Below are 20,419 nucleotides of genomic sequence, written 5' to 3'. Positions count from 1 at the left end.
TAAATAATAATTAATTTTTTGACTACTTATTAGATTTTATTGTAATATATCCTTGATATTTTAATTTAATCACTGCTTTGTTATCAATATACTCAATAATATACCAATAAGAATCAGAATTTAATGGACGATTATTAATTGTACCATTCCAATTTAATACATTTTCTCCCTCAGCGGTATAAACTATTTTACCGTAACGATTAAAAATCTGAATTCTAACATTAAAATTAGTATTAACACCAATAGGACGCCAATTATCATTAATTCCATCTCCATTTGGAGAAATAAAATTAGGTAAATTTAAATAAACTATATCAGAAATTGAAATTAAAGCACATCCATTTTCTCTTACATAAATAGTGTATGATTTACCTTTCTGAATACCTAAAAATTTATTTGATGATTGCCATATTTTACCATCTAAAGAATATTCTAAAATCCCTCCATTTCCATGCGCAATGATTTCAATAGAATCTAAATTTAAGATAATTTCTTCAATAGTTGGTTCTGGGGATGTAGTAACTATTAATGATTTTTGAGTAATACAACCAAATTCATTTTCAACCTCAACTATGTAATTTCCTACAGCTAAAGAAAATTGATTTCTAACTCCAAAAATCTCAGTTCCATTTTGATCAAAAACGCGAGCAATTGTATAAGTTGATAAATCTAAAACATACAACTGTCCTGTACATGTAAATACATTTTGGTCGATATCTAACTCTAACATCGGATAAGCAGAATATTTAAATTCAACTTCTTTTGTTCCACATTGATTCGGATCTAAAAACTTTACAGAAACCACCCCATTATTTGCAATTATCGCTTGTACATATTGTGCGACAGTTTGCTCTGTTTGTAAATTTGGATTAGCAATTAAAATTCTTGAAATATATCCATCCAAATAATTTTGCAATTCTGTAGAATCTATTGTTCCACAAAATCTAAATGGATTATTTGTAATTTCTTGTTGAATTGAATTTAAATCAACGTTTAATTCAGATCCACGATTAATTATTACTTCTTTTGTTGTTACACAATTAACATCTTCATAAAAATCAATTGAAAATGTAGCTTGATTAGCCGAACCAAAAGCAATTGGATATACTTGATTTAATGAAACACTCGTTTGATAATTTGCGACTTCATTACCAAATAATTCAATTAATGATTCGCGAGTGAAAATAATTGTATTATCACAACTTGCTGTAAGTTCACGTGATGAATTATTAATTTCTAATTTATTTACACGTATTAATTCAATAGTAAATTCAACTGTACAATCCTCCGAATTTAATTTTAATACAACCTTAATTCTCCTCTCAGCTTGTAAATTATTAACTGATGTAATCTCAACATTAGATTCATCATAAAACTTAAAATCATAAGTAGAAATAGACCCAGCATTCAAAATATTTTGTAATGCAATCTGTTTTAAATCTTGATTAGTATAATTAATTATAGATGAAGCTTCAACACAAAATTCTTGTATTATAATTATTTCTCTATTTAAAGCAATTGAACTTTCTTTGATATTAAAATTAAATTGTCTTGTTGTTGGGCAACCTTCCTCTACTCTCACTTCAATCGTACCATTTCTATTGCTACGAATTGTAGATAAAAGTTCGTTGTATTGAATTAAACTTCCTTGATAATAGAACGTTAAATTCGCTGTCGTTCCATTTTTGATTTCTGCTATTTTCTGATCAATTAATTCTTGATTTAAATCAACTAAACAAGCTGTTAAATTTGCATCTAAAATTGGCAATGTAGATGTTTTATTAATCGTAATTGTACCAGTTGTCCCAATACAACCTATCGCATAATGAACAGGAATATAATTCAATACAAGTTGATCTCCATTAATAGTAACATTATCACCATCAAAAACTTCTGTGCCATTTGGTAAATAAAATTTGATATCATAATCTTCGTCATTTATCACTTGTGTTAAAAGTCTTAAATTAAGTTTGTCAATCTTAAAAGTTGGATTACACGTTTCTATAATTGGATTACGATCAGTAATATATTTGATATTTCGAACTGAAAAATCGAAAGTCGAAGATGTTTCACAACCGCTATTTCCAACGTATTTTACTTTCCCATAAATACGTGTAAAATGATCAGATAAAGAAATTACTTCTCCATCTGCATATCTCCTACCATTTAGTTCAATATATTCAATCACGAAATCATTTACATCACCATGATTTGTAACATTATCACGAATAATTTGATCATAATTTATAGTAAATTGTGGCCCACAGACTTCGTAACTTGCACTATTAAAAAAGAATAAATAATTAGGTTTGAACGAAATCGGAATTGTATAAATGTAAATTAATTTGCCTGAAGCATCTTTTACTTGTGCATAAATTGTTTGCTCCGTTGCAACAGTACTTCCAACAGGTAAAATTGTCTGAAAACTTTGATCTTGATATAACGTAACATTCGATGAACCTGAATGTGAAGTCACAGCAGTTATAATTTCATCAAAAGTATATCCTTCTGTATCACATTTATTATTAAAGTTATTTAATGTACGTTCTTCAGCGACATTAATTTTGATGGCAAATGGATTTTCAATTGTATTTCCGTAAACAGCTATTACAATAGTTTCACCTTCCAATAACTGTTCAGCCCCATGAAATCCTTTTGCATAGCCATTTCTATTTGATACAGTATAACTTTCACAAATTTGCGCATCATCTTCTTTTAATCCTTTAGTCGAAGCATCACCTTCAACTGATCTATGTGATGTTATTGTTGTCTTATCTTCAAAAATACTTTCTGGAAGTTTATCTTTTTCAAGTTTCCAAACATAAAAACTAAAACTTGGATCTGCTGAGATTAGATCAAAAGCAAAAGCCATATTATAATTTGCCTTATATGAAAAATATTTGAATCTAGTTTCAGAATGGGATATTGTACAATTCGATTTTGGCTTTATTCCATTTATAGGGTAATAATCTAAATGTAAATCTTCAAAAAATAAACCACCTTCTAAAGGTGTAATCTTAGGGTAATTCTGTGCTTGAACAGTCACAAATAAAAGCAAGGCAAGTATAAAGCTGTATATATTTTTCATCTACTAGGTTTAATATTTGTAAATATCATTAATTATTAATTGTAAAAGAAATGTTTCTATTCAGACTTTAATAATCGTATAGAAAAAATTATCTTTGCAATCTGAAAATTGTAAAGAATGTCTTTAGAACAAGAAATAAATAAACGTAAAACTTTTGGTATCATTGCCCATCCTGATGCCGGAAAAACAACTTTAACAGAAAAATTATTATTATTTGGTGGAGCTATCCAAGAAGCGGGAGCCGTAAAAAGTAATAAAATTAAAAAAGGTGCAACTTCCGATTTCATGGAGATCGAGCGTCAACGTGGTATCTCGGTAGCTACTTCTGTTTTAGCATTCGAATATAAAGGTAAAAAGATTAACATCTTAGATACTCCTGGGCACAAGGATTTCGCAGAGGATACTTATCGAACTTTAACAGCAGTAGATTCAGCAATTGTTGTAATCGACGTTGCGAAAGGGGTTGAGGAACAAACAATCAAATTAGTTGAAGTTTGTCGTATGCGTAACATTCCTATGTTAGTATTCATTAACAAAATGGACCGTGAAGGTAAAGACGCTTTCGACTTAATGGACGAAGTAGAAACTAAATTAGGTTTATCTGTAACTCCATTATCTTGGCCAATTGGTATTGGTGCAACTTTCAAAGGTATTTATAACATTTGGGAGAAAAACATCAACATCTTTACAGGAGATAACAAACAAAAAATTTCTGAAACTACACAAATTGAAGATTTAGCTAGTCCAGATTTAGATACTTTAATCGGAACAGATTATGCTGAAAACTTACGTAACGAATTAGATTTAGTTAACGGAGTTTACCCAGAATTTGATAACGAAGAATACATGAAAGGTAATTTACAACCTGTATTCTTTGGTTCTGCATTAAATAATTTTGGAGTTCGCGAATTATTAAACGCTTTCGTAGATATCGCTCCTACTCCACAATCTAAAGAGACTGACGTAAGAATTATAGAGCCATACGAAAATAAATTCTCTGGTTTCGTATTCAAAATTCACGCGAATATGGATCCTAAACACCGTGACCGTTTAGCGTTCGTAAAGATCGTTTCTGGAAAATTTGAACGTAATACAAATTACTTACACGTAAGAAACGGAAAATCGATGAAATTTGCTTCTCCTAATGCGTTCTTCGCAGACAAAAAAGAAGTAGTAGATGAATCATTTGCTGGTGATATTGTAGGTTTACATGATACAGGTAACTTCCGTATTGGTGATACATTAACTGCTGGTGAAAAATTCAATTTCAAAGGAATTCCTGCATTCTCTCCGGAACATTTCCGTTACATCAACAATGCTGATCCAATGAAAGCTAAGCAATTAGAAAAAGGTATCGACCAATTAATGGACGAAGGTGTTGCGCAGTTATTTACATTAGAAATGAATAACCGTAAAGTTATCGGTACAGTTGGTGCATTACAGTATGAAGTAATTCAATATCGTTTAGAGCATGAATATGGAGCAAAAGCTACTTACGAACCATTTTCTGTACACAAAGCTTGTTGGGTTGAGGTTGAAGACGAAAACACAGAAGAATTCAGAGAATTTAAACGTGTAAAACAACGTTATTTAGCTCGTGATAAATATAACCAATTGGTTTTCTTAGCAGATTCTGCTTTCACAATTCAAATGACACAAGAAAAATTCCCTTCAGTGAAACTACACTTTGTAAGTGAATTTTAAAATATTTATAACGAACCCTACTTTAGGGTTCGTTTTTTGCTATTAGTCAATTTTATTTATAATAACTATGAAAAAAATATACTTACCACTTTTACTATCTGGACTATTTTTATTCTCAGGGTGTGCTGAGTTACAAACTGCTTCACAAATTTCTGGAATGATCAATCAGGTTGGTGGATTAAATGGAATTTCAAACGCTCAGATTTCATCTGGATTAAAAGAAGCTTTAAACTTAGGTTTATCTGAAGGAATTTTAAAACTTGGTCAGAAAGATGGTTTTAAAAATAATGCGTTAGCCAAGATTTTATTACCTGAAGAATTACAAGGTGTAGAAAAAACTTTACGTAGTGTTGGATTAGGAAGTTTAGCTGATAAAGGTTTAAATTTATTAAACGAAGCTGCTGGAGATGCAGTTACTGAAGCTGCTCCTATCTTCAAATCTGCGATTACTGGAATGTCTTTCCAAGACGCAACTGGAATTTTGATGGGTGGTGATAATGCTGCTACAAATTACTTACAACAAAAAACTACATCACAATTAACTGCTGCTTTTCAACCAAAAGTTGCTAATTCTTTAGGGAAAGTTGGTGCTGATAAAGTTTGGAGCCAAATTATTACAAAATATAATGCTATAGCTGGAAAAAATATTAACCCAGATTTAAATGGCTACGTTACAGAACAAGCTGTAAAAGGTGTTTTTAATATGGTTGCTGAAAAAGAAGCTGGTATTAGAAATAACTCTGCCCAACGTTCTACAGACTTATTAAAACAAGTATTTGCTTTACAAGACAAAAAATAATTTCAATTAAAAAAGGGAATCAATTGATTCCCTTTTTTAATGTTGGTATTTTGAATTTCATAATAAATTCTGTACCTATATTTTCTTTACTTGTATATTCTATCGTTCCGTCTAATCTTGCCATCATACGATAAACAATAGACAACCCTACGCCACTTCCTCGAAATCCATCAGTATTACTCATTCGAGAAAATAATTTAAACATTTTCTCTCTATCCGATTCTTTTATTCCAATTCCGTTATCCTTTATTTTATAAGTAATAAAGTCTTTTTCCGATTCCGAGCTAATTTCAACTCTTGGTTTATCAGCTTTAGAAGAGTATTTAATTGCATTATTTATCACATTCAAAAAGATTTCATAAGCCATCGTTTTATCTGCAAAAACATTATGTAAATTATTTAATACAACTTCTGTATTAGGTAAATTATTATAAATTTTAGATTCGTAAACAATCCTATTTATTAATTCATCACAATTAATTTCTTGCAATACAATTTCAGATTTTTTCATTTTACTCAATAACAAAATTTCTTCCATCATTTCAGTTAAATTATCAATTTCTAAAATCACATTTTTTAATCGATCATAATTTAAATTCTCTTTTTCTAAAGAACGTTGTAACATTTGACAATTCAACTTCATTACAGCTAATGGTGTTCTTAAATCATGAGAAATTGTATATGAAAATGCATCTAACTCTTCGTTTACATTTTTTAATTGATTGTACAAATCAGCAATTTTAAACGATTTAGTTAATGAAGTTTCTAAAATTAAAGTCACAATTTCTTTAATAACTTCAATTTCTTTCTTTTTCCAACTTTTTGATTCTTTATTTGAAATTTCGTGCCAAAGAGAAAAATCATTTCTTGGCTCTATACTATTTATACCATCATAAACAGAAATATGAGATTTTAATTTTTTCGGATTTCCAGCCCAATCAATTGCTTTCTCCATTTCTTTTTTCGTCCAAATTAAAAAGCTACCATTGTCTTTATTTAGAAATTTAAAGATAACACCTGCCGCTTTTGGACCTATATTTAATTCAGATTCAAAATCTTTATAAAACGTATTTGATACATATAATTCTAGCTCTTTATTTTCTTTAGCCCAACGTCTAATTACTAAAATCTCTTCATTAGATGGTACATCTCCATAACTATAAATTTTACCATCTTTTACAAAAGCAACACCATCTGCTTTTGAGAATTTTAGCATTCCGTCAAAATTATTGATGATCTTTTCATAATCGTCTTCAATTAGAAGTGTCTCTTTAAGACGAACTAGCAAAGAATTAAATTCTTGTTTGAATTTTATTTCTTTTTCATATTTAAAATTAACAAAAGAAACGCGAGATAACTTTGTTAATGCTAAACATTGTAAACGTAGATTGATTGGAATATGTTTTGGCTTTTCGTTATGACAAGCAACTAATCCCCAAAGTTTACCATTAACAACAAGTGATACTGAAAAACTTGCTTTAGCATTAAAATTTCGCAAGTATTGTAAATGTACTTTGGATAAAGCTCTAAATTCTGAATGAGTCAGATCGATAGATTCATTATTTTTTGATACTAATTGGACTCTTTTTCCATCAATATCAGAAACCAATCTATTTCTTTTTTTTAAATAAAGTGACCTTGCTTGTGAAGGAATATCAAATTCAGGAAAATGTAGACCTAAATAACTTTTAAATCCTTCGTCTACTTCCTCCGCAATACAAACTCCACTTCCATCTTCTAAGAATTTGTAAACTAAAACACGGTTATATCCTATAATAGATTTAATGGATGATATTAATTTTTGCCAGTTTTCCTTTATTGTATTTGAAAACAAAATATTTTCAGCATAAACATCAAATGAAGGTCGGAAATCTGGATCTATATCTTCTTCCAATTCAATGTAAAAGTTATTTTGGTAATGATAAACAATCACAAAATAACTTTTACCATTGATTGAATAGTATTCTTTTTGGTAATTTCCTTCTTTTCTATGATGTATTGAAGTAAAATCTATATCGAATTGAAATAAATCATTTAATTCAGAACCTAAAATCTGATCAAGTGAATATTGATTGTTTAAAATCTCTGTGATATTCTCAGACACGAATTTAATTTCAAATGAAGTAACATCAACGCCAATAACGTATCCTAAATCGTTTATTTCATTTAAAAAATGAATCGGCTCATCCTCGCAGGTTTGAAATTTTAGATTATTCATTAATTCGTTTAGGTATTAGAATTAGATTAAGTATTATTTCATTTTAAGTCGTAGTATATAATCTTCAAGTGAGTTTTCTTCTGTTTCTATTAATTCAAATTCATCAATATTAACTAATTTAGAATTAAAGAATTTGAAAACTTCTTCTGATTTCAAGCTTGAATCAATTTTAATTCCACCAAATTTGATTCTTTTCATATAAACATAAAAATCGTAATCGATAATATTTTCGCCTACATAAGTGTTAACCACTTTACCTTTCCATTTTATATCAAAAACTCCAAATTCTTCTGTATCTAAAAAAGTAATTTCATTATTTACAACAACGTCTTTTCCTAACATTGAAATTCCGAATGCAAAATCTTCTTCTGGATTTGATAAATCAATTGGTAAAGTGTCTAATAAAAAAGTCTGATTATTTAAATTAGCAAAATCTAATTTGTCTGCATCCGATGCAATTGGAATTCCTTTGTTTGCCCAGAAAGTACTTGACAAAACACAGTGGTCATAATTAATCCAATGTGACTTTTCAGTCATCTCATCAGAAACATCATCAATTTCTTCTATAATATCTGCATATTCATCTTCTTCATCGTATTGATCTGATTCAAGATGAAGATCCATTACGATGTTATAATTCTCATCTAATCGTGCATTCCAAACAAAATCTACCACTTTATGTCCGTTGATAAATGGGCTATTACTGAAATATATTTTGTTATTCTCTTTACTCATAATACGGATTTTATTCCAAGTCTGAATTTACGACCTTTAATTATACAATACAAAAAAACAAGTAAGAATATAATAACTAATCTACTTTTAAAAATTCAATTATCTAAAAATCAATAAATTAAAAAAGCGAGTAAAATTACTCGCTTTAGATTTATTATATTATAAAGTTTCCTTTAACCATTTATAAAACTCTGTATGCCAAATCACTGAATTTTGAGGTTTTAAGATCCAGTGATTTTCTTCAGGGAAATAAACCATTCTTGATTTAATTCCTTTTAATTGTAAAACTTGAAAAGCCTCTTGTCCTTGTCCCATTGGTACACGGTAATCTTTTCCTCCAATATAAACTAACATTGGCGTATTCCATTTATTTAATAAAGCTGGATTACTTGGGTCGAATTGAGAATATGTTTTCTGAGCTACTTTATTATCAGTTTCCCAATAAGCACCACCTGCATCCCAATTTGTAAAGAAAACTTCTTCTGTTGTTCCGTACATAGATTTTAAGTTAAATACTCCGTTGTGAGAAATAAATGATTTGAAACGACCTTCGTGAATTCCAGCTAAGTAATAAACTGAATATCCTCCATAAGATGCTCCAATAGCTCCTAAACGATCTTTATCTACATAAGACTCTTTAGATAAATCGTCGATAGCTGCTAAGTAATCTTGCATTACTTGTCCACCCCAATCTTTAGAAATTTGCTCGTTCCATTCTACTCCATGTCCAGGCATACCACGACGATTTGGAGCAATTACGATATAACCTTGCGCAGCCATCAATTGGAAATTCCAACGTGTAGAATAATATTGAGTTAAGGCAGATTGTGGACCACCTTGACAGTATAATAAAGTTGGATATTTTTTAGTTGGATCAAAATCTGGTGGATAAATCACCCACGCCAACATATCTTTTCCGTCTGTTGTTTTAATTGTACGCGCCTCTACTTTACTTTTAGCAATAGAATCAAATAATTCCTTATTCTCGTTAGTTAATTGAGTTAAAGCTCCTGATTTTAAATCAACTGAATAAATTTCAGCGGCATGATTCATATCCGTTTTAGATACAATAGCTTTATCTCCTACTATTGAATACAGACCCGCAATATCAAATTGACCTTTTGTAATTTGTTTAACTGAAGGTATTTTTTTTGTTTTGAAATTTACATCAACTTCAAATAATTGCATTGTTCCGCCAACTGCAGCATTGAAATAGATTTTCTTACCATCTTCAGCCCATTTATAACCTCCAACAGTTCCGTCCCAATTCTTAGTTAAATTAATTTCAATATCACCTTTGCGAACGATTAAGTCATTTTTATCAGCTTCGTAGCCATCACGCTCCATCGATAAAAAAGCTAAATCGCCTTGAGAAGAAAAACTTGGTGTGTTATCATAACCCATTTTTCCTTCTGTTATATTTTTAGTTTCTTTTGTAGCTAAATTATATTCGTAAATATCAGTATTTGTACTAGTTGCGTAATCAACACCAAATTTCTTTTTAGAAACGTATAAAATTTTAGATCCATCAGGTGTCCAAACATATTCGCTAACGCTATATGGTTGATCCTTTAAAATATCTAATTTTTCATTTGAATTTGTAACAAATAAATGCTCGTATTTACCATCGTTCCAAGTATCCCAATGTCTATAATTTAATTCGTTATAAATCTGAACATTTGATTTGTCCATTTCTGGATAATAATCTTGCCCAAAAACTTTCTGAAGTTTTACTTCTTCAGTTTCAGCTTTTAATCCATTTTTAGAAACTGAAGTATCTTCAATTAAATTCTTATATTCTTTTATTTCAGATGCTTTACCACCTGCTAAAGAAATAATATAAGTCTTAGTTGTATCTTCTTGCGTTTTTACGTTTGTAGAAGTTACTTTATAAACTACATTTTTTTTATCCTTTGTTACACCAACTGGCGAAACTTTTTTTACTTGCCATAATAACTCTGGTGTCATCACTTTTTGAGCCATAGCCGAAGTAGACAAAATTAAACTTGCTACTAAAAAAGAAAATCTATTCATAATAATTCAACGTATTCTATGGTAAATGTACCCTTTTCATTTTTAATAATACCAATCGAAAATAAAAAAGCCACTACTTATTGTAATGACTTTTTATATGATCTATCTAAAAACTTCTATTAAAAGTTAATTTGCTTCTTTGGTGTAAATACAGGAATAATTGCTCCGAAAACAATGTTTTGCTGAGAATAAAAGAAATCTTGTTGTGCTTTATCAGATTTTGAACTTGTAGTACGAATATCATCCATATCAATATATCCACCTTTTAACTCTGCTTGAATAAAGAAATAATCCCAGAAAGTGAAGTTAATACCTACCATCGCTCCTACTCCAAAACCAGATAAATGAAACTCATCATAACGATCTTGTCCCATTAAAGTCGTATTTGTTTTTGGATACAAAATACCACCACCGATACCTTCTGTTAAATTAACATCTATTCCTTTTCCATTTTTTGAAATTGGGAAATGAACTAAATTATCAAAACGACGAATTTCGATATTCGCATAATTTAAACCATCTGTATGTTCAAATTTTAGGAAATCTTCAGTTAATTGCATATCATGATTAGAATATGAACCATCAAATTCAGAACCATTATTGATATAACCATTCATTTTAGCAAATTGATTTTGATCCATTACATATTTCATGTGATCAATACCAAATGAAATGTTCCAATTATCATGGAAAAAATATCCTAATCTAAAATTGTATTGAGGAATTGTCATTTCAGCAGGATTAATGAATTTTAAACCAAAATCTGATTGACGATCATGAGCAACTACATTGTCTAAAGTAAAGTCGTAATTATCTCCCTTAAATCTAATATCTGATTTAGAGTATTGCCCATTATTCCATCCCCAGTAAACATAAAATTTACCTTTATTTTCTTTTCCTTGTCCTAGTGCAAAAACACTAAACATCCCTATTAATAATGCTATATATACTTTCAAAATATAAATTTTGTGCAAATTTATTGCTTGTTTTCCTAATTTCAAGTTGAAAATTCAAAATGTTTATCATATTTATTAATATTTTTAATCAGTTTAAAAACATAATTTTAGATTTTATAAATGGCGAAAAGAGATAAAGTTTTCATAAATTTTACATTAGTTTTTTTTATTTTGTCATCTATTCTCTTATTTTTGCTCCGCTATGAATTTAAAAGTAACAAAACATTTCTACAGCATTTTCTTTTCCCTGATCTTAATCTTTTCGATGAGCATCAGAGGATTTGCTGGTTATGTAGATTACGCTGATAAAATTCAAAAAAATAGCTGTGTATTAGATTTATCAGAAGATGATGATGATAAATCAAACACCTATACAAATACAAATTCTTCAGAAGAAAACGAAAATCAAGGTTCAACAATGTTTGAAATTCTTGAAAAGATTAATGAAGAAGTAAACTATTGCTTCAAATTTACTGAAAACACAAAACTTACCAAAGATCAAGTATTCTATCACTTAGATCTATACTCGCTTTTAAAGCCGAGCCTTATCACTCCGCCTCCGGAGGTTATTTAACGTTAACGATATTTCGAATTTACAACTATGTTCTAGCTAGAAATGGCTCAGAATAAGGTTGCTGTATTCAAACATTTTAATTTTAAATAATTTAATTCATCTTATGGATCTTTTTAAAACTTGGAAAAAAGACATACCTGCGAGTATTGTTGTTTTTTTCGTGGCTCTACCATTATGTCTTGGTGTAGCCTTAGCCAGTGGAGCACCTGTATTTTCAGGTATTATTGCTGGTGTAATCGGTGGTATTGTAATCGGTTTTTTATCTAAATCTCCAATCGGAGTATCGGGACCTGCAGCTGGTTTAGTTGTTATTGTACTTAATGCTATTACAGACTTAGGAGCATACGAATTATTTCTTGTTGCTGTCGTATTAGCTGGTATTTTTCAAATTTTATTGGGAATATTAAAAGCTGGTGTTATTGGATATTACTTCCCTTCATCAGTAATTAAAGGTATGTTATGCGCAATTGGTATTTCTATCTTTTTAAAACAAATTCCATTAGCTTTTGGTTATACTGAAAAATTTGATCTATTAAATTTTTCTTTTGATAAAATTACCACAGGAGCTATCGTTATTACAGCAATTTCATTATTTATTTTAATTGTTTGGGATAATGTTTTAGGAAAAAAATCTGCTTTCTTTAAATTATTACCTGGATCTTTAGTTGCTGTTTGTATTGGAATTTTATACCAAATAACTATTGGTGAATCAAACCACGAGGTATTCTCTATCGATCACAATTTATTAGTTAAAGTTCCTGTTCCAGAATCAGTAACTGATTTCTTAGGTCAATTTACTTTACCAGATTTCGCTTCAGGTTTAACTAATCCTTTAGTATGGCAAGTAGCATTTACAATTGCTGTCGTTGGATCTTTAGAAACTTTATTATCTGTTGAGGCAACTGATAAAATTGACCCATTAAAACGTCAAACTCCTACAAACCGTGAGTTAATTGCGCAAGGTGTTGGTAATTCTTTATCTGGTTTAATCGGTGGTTTACCTATTACACAAGTAATTGTTCGTTCATCTGCAAATGCAATGAGTGGTGGTTTATCAAAATTATCTACAATCTTACATGGTGTATTATTATTGGTAAGTATTGTATCTATCCCAATGTTCTTAAACTTAATTCCTAATGCAGTTTTAGCATCTATTTTATTGGTTATTGGTTACAAATTAGGTAATCCAAAACAATTTTTAGACATGAAAAAATTAGGAAAAGATCAATTAATTCCTTTCGCTGTAACTGTTATTGCAATTTTAGCAACAGATTTATTAAAAGGTATTATAATTGGTTTAATAGTGGGTGTAGTTGTTTCATTAATAAAATCTTACAATAATTCTCACGTAATGTTAGTGAAAGAAGGAAGTGTTTTCCACATGAATTTAGCTGAAGAGGTAACATTTGTTAATCGTGGTGCTATCGTAAAAGAATTAGATAGATTAGAGCCAGGTTCAAACCTTGAAATTGATGTACGTAAAACAAAGATTTTAGATTATGATATCGTTGAATACTTTGATGAATTTAAAGTTAAAGCGAAAAATAATAACATTAATATTCGATTAATTTCGGAAAGAGGTATCGTTGATAATCCTCAGTCATTTAGAGAATTCTTTGGTTACGCAATTGTAGCTGGAGCACACTAAAATTAATAATAAAACAAACATTTTTTGAACACAATAAAATATAATATAATGAAAGCACATACTTCAGAAACTCAATCTACAATTACTCCAGAGAAAGCATTACAATTCTTACAAGAAGGTAATGAAAGATTTGTAAGTAACTTAAAAGTAAATAGAAACTTATTAGAGCAAGTAAACGATACAAGAGAAGGACAATGGCCATTCGCTGTTGTATTAAGCTGTATTGATAGCCGTACTTCTGCTGAATTAATTTTTGATCAAGGGTTAGGAGATATTTTCTCTGTAAGAATCGCTGGAAACTTTGTTAATCAAGATATCTTAGGTTCTATGGAATTTGGAGCTAATGTAGCTGGAGCAAAAGTAATCGTAGTTCTTGGTCACTCTAAATGTGGAGCATTAAAAGGTGGTTTAGATGCAGCAGTAATTAACACTACTGAAATGAATAACTTAAGTCACTTAGTTAATCACTTTACTCCAATCATCGACGAGATTATTCAAGATGGTGAAGATCGATCTTCTAAAAATGCTGATTTATTAGAAAGATTAAACGTTTGTAACGTAAAAAAATCTATCGAAGTTATTCGCGAAGAAAGTTCAACTTTAAGAAATCTTGAAGATGAAGGTAAAATTAAAATCGTTGGTGCAAACTACTGTGTTGAAACAGGAGTTGTAACTTGGTTATAAGATAATCTTCGATTAAATTCGATTTTTATAAATGTAGTTAAGCCACTTCTTACGAAGTGGCTTTTTTATTTAGTGGCAATTCTCTTAAAAATTGATAACGCTTATTCTCATAATCCATCACACAATAATAATGATTTAAACCATTTGAAACCATTAATAATTCGCTTCCGATGATTCCATTATAACGCGCAATTTGATCAAAAGTTTGTTGCGTAATTTGTACCGATGGTCGTTTACATTCAACCATTATATAAGGTTTCGCTTGTTTATAAACCACAATATCTGCTCTTTTTCGCATTCCGGTTTGGTTTACGGGAACTTCCAAAGCAATGCTACTAGCCGAATAACCAAGGGTATCAATCAAATAAAAAATAATATGTTGCCTTACCCACTCTTCTGGTGTATAAACCATCCACGTTTTTCGAATTCTGCAAAAGATATAACTCGAATCTTGGTCATTTCTCATTCGAATTTGGTAATTTGCCGGAAAATTTAATTGCGTTAATTCTGTCATTTTATGAGTGCTGTAGAATCTTTAATCAAAGATATAAAAAACAAAAAGTTTTCACCCATCTACTTTCTTGCTGGCGAAGAACCTTTCTTTATCGATCAAATAACTGAAGCTTTAGAAGCAAATGTTTTAACCGAAGAAGAAAAAGGTTTTAATCAAACGATAATTTATGGACAAGATGTAGATATGAGCCAAGTAATTGCTATTTCTAAGCAATATCCGATGGGTGCCGACAAAGCTTTTGTTTTGGTAAAAGAAGCACAACATTTAGCAAAATCGATTGAAGATTTAGATGCCTACGCCAATCAAGTCCAAGATTCAACAGTTTTAGTGCTGAATTATAAAGGTAAGAAGTTAGATAAACGTACTAAAATCTACAAAACGCTAAATAGCAAAAGATATTATCACGAATTTAAACCTTTATACGCGAATGAAATTCCAGGTTGGATTGATGAACGAATTAAATCGAATCAACAAACAATTGATCAAAAAGCTAAATTCTTATTGGCTGAATATGTTGGATCGGATTTATCTCGTTTATACAATGAGTTAGAAAAACTAAAAACGATTGTTGGAAATTCTCATACCATTTCGGTTGATGATATCGAAAAACATATCGGAATCAGTAAAGAATATAATAATTTCGAATTACGTTCGGCAATCGAAACGCGTAATATCGAAAAAGCTTTTAAAATCATTAAATATTTCGAGAAAAATCCAAAAGACAATCCAATGGTCGTTACAATGACAGTAATATTTTCATTGTTTACCAACGTCATTCAATATCATATTTTAACGGATAAATCAAAAGCGAATGTGGCAAAAGAAATCGGAATTAATCCTTTTTTTGTGCAAGACTTAGCAGTTGCTGCCAATAATTATCCCTTAAAAAAAGCGACTCGAATTATTTCTTTGATTAGAGAATATGATATGAAAGGAAAAGGTGTAAATTCGTCAGGAAACGTAACTTCATCAGAATTATTAGTTGAATTGATTTATAAAATCATCAATTTCTAAAATCGATTTCACGAATTAAATCATCATAAATAACAATATTCACATAGATAAAATCCTAATTTTATCACTTAAATTTGTAATAGAAAAATAATAATATGAGCTCAAATATTTTAGATACAATTATCATTGGTTCAGGACCTGCTGGTTACACAGCTGCGATTTACGCTGCACGTGCAAACATGAATCCTTTAGTTTTAACTGGTATGGAGCCAGGTGGACAATTAACTACAACTACAGAGGTAGATAATTTCCCAGGTTATCCAAACGGAATTACTGGTCCAGAATTAATGGCAGATTTACAAAAACAAGCGGAAAGATTCGGAACTAAAATTCAATACGAATATGTTACAGAAGTTATTTTCGGTGAAAACAACGGAGATGTACACACAGTAAAAACGAATACAGCTGAATACCAAACGAAATCTGTGATTATTTCTACAGGTGCTTCTGCTAAATATTTAGGTTTAGACGACGAAAAAAAATATGCAGGTAGTGGAGTTTCAGCTTGTGCAACTTGTGATGGTTTCTTTTACCGCGGTAAAGATGTTGCAGTTGTTGGTGGTGGTGATACAGCTGCTGAAGAGGCAACTTACTTAGCTAAATTGTGTAACAAAGTTTATTTATTAGTTCGTAAAGACGAAATGCGTGCTTCTAAAGCAATGCAAGATCGTGTAGCTAATACGCCAAATTTAGAGGTTTTATATAACCACGAATTATTAGGTTTAGATGGTAATCAAGTAGTTGAAAAAGCTAAAATTATCAATAACGTAACTAACGAAGAAAACGAATTGATCGTTGACGGAGTTTTCATTGCGATTGGTCACAAACCGAATACAGATTTATTTAAAGGTAAATTAGACATGGACGAAACCGGTTATTTAATTACACAAGGACGTTCTTATGCAACTAATATTCCTGGAGTTTTTGCTGCTGGCGATGTGCAAGATTCTGTTTACCGTCAGGCAATTTCTGCAGCGGGTTCAGGTTGTGCTGCTGCTTTAGATGCAGAACGATACGTTGCTGAATTCTTTGAAGGATAAGATTTAAAATCTATTTTAAATAGTAAAGCTCAACTTTTATTAGTTGAGCTTTTTTTATACAATAAATTGTTAAGGTTAGTTAATTAAATTTTAAACTTGATTTTAAGATAAATTAAATTTCAACTATGTGTTTACATTTATTAAAATTAATACAATGAAACACTTCTTATCGCTATTTATCTTCTCTACTTTCGGAATATTAAATGCACAAAAAATTCAATTGACAATTACATATGATAGCATCCAAAATGGGGATAAATTTTATATCAATAGAGAATTGCCAAAAGAATACTACTCTGCTATTATTTTCGATTCTGCTTTCACAAATAATAATCAACTAAATATTAAATTTGATCAGCAAAATATCGCTTCTCCTTATCGATTAAACACAGCATTTATAGATAATTTTTCTGCATCTTCAGAAGTATTTTATTTGAAGAATAAACCAATAAATCTAAAATTAAAGAATTTTCAAAGCTCAATTAAAAATGATATTCCTGAAAGAGTAACTTACGAAAAACACTTTGCACAAAATTTAAGAGAATGGAAGTCATACAATGATTATCGAGGTCAATTATTCTTGAAGTATAAATTTGATACACCAAAAGCAGATCAAGATTCTTTGAATAATTGGTATAAAAGAAATTGGTTGGAAGAAATAGATTTATTAAAATCATATATCAATACTAATCCAAAATCAGAAATTGCACTTTGGAAAATCATCGCTAAATACGAGTCATATAAAGATTATACTTACGATGATCTTTTAAATCAGTTTGATCCTATCATTAAACAATCTTATCCATACGCAGTATTAATTCAAAATATTCATCAGAATAAAGTTTTTGGAAAAGGAAAAACATTTCCTGAAATGAAAACTCTTAAATCTTTCGATGGACAAACTTATCAAGCAGATTTTTCTAAAAATAAATATACATTAATAGACTTTTGGTTCGGAACATGTAAACCTTGTTTGCTAACGTTTCCAAAGTTAAAAGAACTTTATAGCACTTATCATTCAAAAGGATTCGAAATACAAGCAATAGCAGCCGAACATACCAAGTATGTTAACCAAACTAAACAAGTCATTGAGAAATACGAATTACCTTGGTTGAATGCGTTAGATGAAAATAGAACATTTTCTAATGCCAATAAAATTACATCTTTCCCGACAAGTTATTTAGTCGATCAAGAAGGAAAAATCATTCTGAAAGATATTAGTTTAGAAGAGTTAGAAAAATTCTTAGCGAATAATCTTAAATAATAGTAATTTAAAATAAACCGCCAATCAGATGAAACAACTTTTATTTACACTTCTAGTAATTGGATATCAATTTAGCTTTGCACAAACAAAAAAAGAAAATATATGAGCAATTTACATGACTGAATTTATTCTCAATAATGATATCATCGAGCAACTTCTTTCTGCGTATAAAGAATAAGCGAAAGCCGAAATTGAAAAAGGAATATTTGTAAATTTTGAATTAGAAAGTAATGGAGAAATGTCGAGTTTTAAGCCTGAAATTAAGTTAAATAATTCGCAAAATAACGATGGATTAATTTATCGAGAAATTGTTGCATCAGAAGCCAATCCTCTATATAAAGATTATAACAAGAATGAGTTTTACAATGTAAGAGAATTTGGAGGTAAAACATTTTTCATCAAAGATCAATTAACGGATTACAACTGGAAATTGACCAAAGAAAAAACTACGATTAATGGCTACAATGTAACAAAGGCTACTGGTACAGATGATGAATTTCAAAATTTAGTCGTATGGTATTCGAACGATTTACCTTATCGAGATGGCCCCTATCGATTTGCAAATTTACCTGGATTAATTGTAAAAGCAGAATTTAATACAGCTGATTTTAAAGCTATATTCACATTAAAAGAAATTAAAATATTAGATAAACCGATAAGTATTACTTTACCTACAAAAGGAAAAATAGTATCAGATAAAGAGTTTATAGACGAAATCGAAGAATTAAATCGAAGATATAAAGACGTAAATCAAGGTGTCGATACTTCTAAATAATAAAAAATCCTCAAGTAAAATAATAATTTACTTGAGGATTATATTTTGTATAAAAAAATAATTGACTTTTTCTTTTGTTGTAATAATTCTGCATTAATAAAAGGAGATAATTTCAAAGGCATTTTATCCCATTCTTTATAATTTCTTCTCATATATCCATTTTTACCTAAAAATCTAGCACTAAACCATATTGATTCTTCTGTATCATTATACACTTCAACAGAAATATAAAAAGTTCCTTTTAAAATAATATTATTCTTTTTTAAAGAAATGGAGAAAACATTATTATCTAAATCGTCTTGATTAATTTCATAAAATAAATCTTCATTAGAAATAATAGTATTAGGTTTACCTTCTTTCTCATCATTTATCCTTAAACGAAACGCTATTTTTCCTGATTGTGGTAATTTAGAGAACCCTAAGTTAACTTTATCTAATTGCGCTGAATCTTTAACTGATAAACGTACTGCAATTTCTCTAATCCTATTTGTATCAGTAATTGGATTAAAATCTACATGGACTGTAGCACCTGAATTTCCAACTTTTATTTTCTTTATAGATTTATTAAATATTGAAACTTCATTTAATACTATAATTTCTTCTTTTAATATTATAGTTTAATCATCTAAATTCTTATTAGCTAAATTTATGTTTTTTATTTCATATCCAACAGCATCAACAATAATATAATTAATATTTTCAGATTTATTAAATGAAAAATTCCCAACACTGTCTGTAGTCGTTAGATAACTATTATCATCAGCATAAATTGAAATATAGGATAATCCTTTAATTGATTCTTAAGAAAGGATCTTTTCGTTTATTAACTGAGCATTTACAAAAAAAGTGAAAAATGTAAAAAAGTAGAATAGGCTTTTAATATATATAATTAAATTTTAAAATATAAATATATAAAATTGTCAAATATTAAGTTTCTAAGTTATACAATCATAATTTAATACCTTAAATAAAATAGAAAATAGGGTGTAAAAGCAGTATCAAGATTTAGAACAAAATTCATTATGCTCTAATCAATTTACTTTTTACTTCATACAAAATAACGAAAACCGAAGTTAGAAATTAGATACTAGAAATTAGAAGCTAATAATTAATTCTAATGCTGATTTAGGAATTAGGAATGATTGATAAGGCGTAAGGCGAGGTTAGTGAATAGTGAATAGTGAATAGTGAATAGTGAATAGTGAATACAAAAATAAATTTTTCATTTTTCACTTTTAGTTATTCACTAATCCCTTTATATTTTACAAAAGAAGTTAGAACTTAGAACAAAAGTAATTTTTCTAATAATTATACTACTTTTTACGTAATACAACTAAACACGTATAACTTACAACGTAATACGTAACATCCG

16 protein-coding genes are annotated in these 20,419 nt (G+C 29.4%); 9 read left to right on the top strand and 7 right to left on the bottom strand.

The genetic code is table 11. The features are described 5' to 3' along the window. Positions 1 to 22: 22 nt before the first annotated feature. Positions 23 to 3,088, bottom strand: coding sequence for a T9SS type B sorting domain-containing protein (locus EAH69_RS09280; protein WP_121934924.1), 3,066 nt, complete (start codon positions 3,086 to 3,088; stop codon positions 23 to 25). Positions 3,089 to 3,205: 117 nt separating this feature from the next. On the opposite strand from EAH69_RS09280, the gene EAH69_RS09275 reads away from it, so the two are divergent. Both EAH69_RS09275 and EAH69_RS09270 read left to right on the top strand, forming a co-directional pair. After that, positions 3,206 to 4,792, top strand: coding sequence for a peptide chain release factor 3 (locus EAH69_RS09275; RefSeq protein ID WP_121934923.1), 1,587 nt, complete (start codon positions 3,206 to 3,208; stop codon positions 4,790 to 4,792). Between the two features lie 67 nt (positions 4,793 to 4,859). After that, positions 4,860 to 5,591, top strand: a complete 732-nt coding sequence (locus tag EAH69_RS09270; protein WP_121934922.1) for a DUF4197 domain-containing protein — start codon at positions 4,860 to 4,862, stop codon at positions 5,589 to 5,591. Positions 5,592 to 5,610: 19 nt separating this feature from the next. Here EAH69_RS09270 and EAH69_RS09265 read toward each other — a convergent pair whose 3' ends face one another. From EAH69_RS09265 to EAH69_RS09250, 4 genes are all read right to left on the bottom strand, one after another. Beyond that, on the bottom strand, positions 5,611 to 7,809 hold the full coding sequence (locus EAH69_RS09265; RefSeq protein WP_121934921.1) for an ATP-binding protein: 2,199 nt from the start codon (positions 7,807 to 7,809) through the stop codon (positions 5,611 to 5,613). Positions 7,810 to 7,842: 33 nt separating this feature from the next. Further along, on the bottom strand, positions 7,843 to 8,544 hold the full coding sequence (locus EAH69_RS09260) for a hypothetical protein (protein ID WP_121934920.1): 702 nt from the start codon (positions 8,542 to 8,544) through the stop codon (positions 7,843 to 7,845). A 159-nt stretch (positions 8,545 to 8,703) separates the two neighbouring features. After that, positions 8,704 to 10,578 carry a S9 family peptidase gene (locus EAH69_RS09255; protein WP_121934919.1) on the bottom strand — a complete coding sequence of 625 codons (1,875 nt, stop codon included), beginning with the start codon at positions 10,576 to 10,578 and terminating at the stop codon, positions 8,704 to 8,706. Between the two features lie 119 nt (positions 10,579 to 10,697). Then, complete coding sequence (locus tag EAH69_RS09250) at positions 10,698 to 11,504, bottom strand: hypothetical protein (RefSeq protein ID WP_121934986.1); 807 nt, start codon at positions 11,502 to 11,504, stop codon at positions 10,698 to 10,700. Positions 11,505 to 11,799: 295 nt separating this feature from the next. Here EAH69_RS09250 and EAH69_RS09245 point away from each other — a divergent pair, with 295 nt between their 5' ends. From EAH69_RS09245 to EAH69_RS09235, 3 genes are all read left to right on the top strand, one after another. Beyond that, on the top strand, positions 11,800 to 12,108 hold the full coding sequence (locus EAH69_RS09245) for a hypothetical protein (protein ID WP_121934918.1): 309 nt from the start codon (positions 11,800 to 11,802) through the stop codon (positions 12,106 to 12,108). A 103-nt stretch (positions 12,109 to 12,211) separates the two neighbouring features. Then, on the top strand, positions 12,212 to 13,756 hold the full coding sequence (locus tag EAH69_RS09240; protein WP_121934917.1) for a SulP family inorganic anion transporter: 1,545 nt from the start codon (positions 12,212 to 12,214) through the stop codon (positions 13,754 to 13,756). Between the two features lie 48 nt (positions 13,757 to 13,804). Then, a complete protein-coding gene (locus tag EAH69_RS09235) occupies positions 13,805 to 14,440 on the top strand; it encodes a carbonic anhydrase (protein ID WP_121934916.1) in 636 nt (211 codons plus the stop codon). A gap of 49 nt (positions 14,441 to 14,489) precedes the next feature. Here the strand turns inward: EAH69_RS09235 and EAH69_RS09230 are convergent, their stop codons facing one another. Continuing rightward, positions 14,490 to 14,954: a type I restriction enzyme HsdR N-terminal domain-containing protein gene (locus tag EAH69_RS09230; RefSeq protein WP_121934915.1), complete on the bottom strand. Its 465-nt coding sequence runs from the start codon at positions 14,952 to 14,954 to the stop codon at positions 14,490 to 14,492. A gap of 3 nt (positions 14,955 to 14,957) precedes the next feature. Between EAH69_RS09230 and holA the strand changes: the two genes are divergently transcribed. The 4 genes from holA (at position 14,958) to EAH69_RS09210 (ending at position 19,047) form a co-directional block, all read left to right on the top strand. Continuing rightward, complete coding sequence (gene holA / locus EAH69_RS09225) at positions 14,958 to 15,968, top strand: DNA polymerase III subunit delta (RefSeq protein ID WP_121934914.1); 1,011 nt, start codon at positions 14,958 to 14,960, stop codon at positions 15,966 to 15,968. 95 nt (positions 15,969 to 16,063) lie between these two features. Beyond that, positions 16,064 to 17,008: a thioredoxin-disulfide reductase gene (gene trxB, locus EAH69_RS09220; protein WP_121934913.1), complete on the top strand. Its 945-nt coding sequence runs from the start codon at positions 16,064 to 16,066 to the stop codon at positions 17,006 to 17,008. Between the two features lie 154 nt (positions 17,009 to 17,162). After that, positions 17,163 to 18,272, top strand: a complete 1,110-nt coding sequence (locus EAH69_RS09215) for a TlpA family protein disulfide reductase (RefSeq protein WP_121934912.1) — start codon at positions 17,163 to 17,165, stop codon at positions 18,270 to 18,272. A gap of 190 nt (positions 18,273 to 18,462) precedes the next feature. Next, entirely contained in the window at positions 18,463 to 19,047 is a 585-nt protein-coding gene (locus EAH69_RS09210; protein ID WP_121934911.1) for a GLPGLI family protein, read from the top strand. Positions 19,048 to 19,085: 38 nt separating this feature from the next. On the opposite strand, the gene EAH69_RS13950 is transcribed toward EAH69_RS09210, so the two are convergent. Then, positions 19,086 to 19,262, bottom strand: coding sequence for a hypothetical protein (locus tag EAH69_RS13950; RefSeq protein ID WP_230466764.1), 177 nt, complete (start codon positions 19,260 to 19,262; stop codon positions 19,086 to 19,088). Positions 19,263 to 20,419 lie beyond the last annotated feature (1,157 nt).

The sequence above is a fragment of the Faecalibacter macacae genome, assembly GCF_003687725.1.
GTDB lineage: Bacteria > Bacteroidota > Bacteroidia > Flavobacteriales > Weeksellaceae > Empedobacter > Empedobacter macacae.
This window is presented reverse-complemented; position numbering and strand designations above follow the sequence as displayed.

What these genes read in the sequence shown, in the direction of transcription:
- EAH69_RS09240 (WP_121934917.1), top strand. Translation starts at nt 12,212, where the DNA reads ATGGATCTTTTTAAAACTTGGAAAAAAGACATACCTGCGAGTATTGTT.
- trxB (WP_121934913.1), top strand. Translation starts at nt 16,064, where the DNA reads ATGAGCTCAAATATTTTAGATACAATTATCATTGGTTCAGGACCTGCT.
- EAH69_RS09245 (WP_121934918.1), top strand. Translation starts at nt 11,800, where the DNA reads ATGAGCATCAGAGGATTTGCTGGTTATGTAGATTACGCTGATAAAATT.
- EAH69_RS09270 (WP_121934922.1), top strand. Translation starts at nt 4,860, where the DNA reads ATGAAAAAAATATACTTACCACTTTTACTATCTGGACTATTTTTATTC.
- EAH69_RS09275 (WP_121934923.1), top strand. Translation starts at nt 3,206, where the DNA reads ATGTCTTTAGAACAAGAAATAAATAAACGTAAAACTTTTGGTATCATT.
- holA (WP_121934914.1), top strand. Translation starts at nt 14,958, where the DNA reads ATGAGTGCTGTAGAATCTTTAATCAAAGATATAAAAAACAAAAAGTTT.
- EAH69_RS09280 (WP_121934924.1), bottom strand. Translation starts at nt 3,088, where the DNA reads ATGAAAAATATATACAGCTTTATACTTGCCTTGCTTTTATTTGTGACT.
- EAH69_RS09235 (WP_121934916.1), top strand. Translation starts at nt 13,805, where the DNA reads ATGAAAGCACATACTTCAGAAACTCAATCTACAATTACTCCAGAGAAA.
- EAH69_RS09260 (WP_121934920.1), bottom strand. Translation starts at nt 8,544, where the DNA reads ATGAGTAAAGAGAATAACAAAATATATTTCAGTAATAGCCCATTTATC.
- EAH69_RS09215 (WP_121934912.1), top strand. Translation starts at nt 17,163, where the DNA reads ATGAAACACTTCTTATCGCTATTTATCTTCTCTACTTTCGGAATATTA.
- EAH69_RS09255 (WP_121934919.1), bottom strand. Translation starts at nt 10,578, where the DNA reads ATGAATAGATTTTCTTTTTTAGTAGCAAGTTTAATTTTGTCTACTTCG.
- EAH69_RS09230 (WP_121934915.1), bottom strand. Translation starts at nt 14,954, where the DNA reads ATGACAGAATTAACGCAATTAAATTTTCCGGCAAATTACCAAATTCGA.
- EAH69_RS09265 (WP_121934921.1), bottom strand. Translation starts at nt 7,809, where the DNA reads ATGAATAATCTAAAATTTCAAACCTGCGAGGATGAGCCGATTCATTTT.
- EAH69_RS09250 (WP_121934986.1), bottom strand. Translation starts at nt 11,504, where the DNA reads ATGTTTAGTGTTTTTGCACTAGGACAAGGAAAAGAAAATAAAGGTAAA.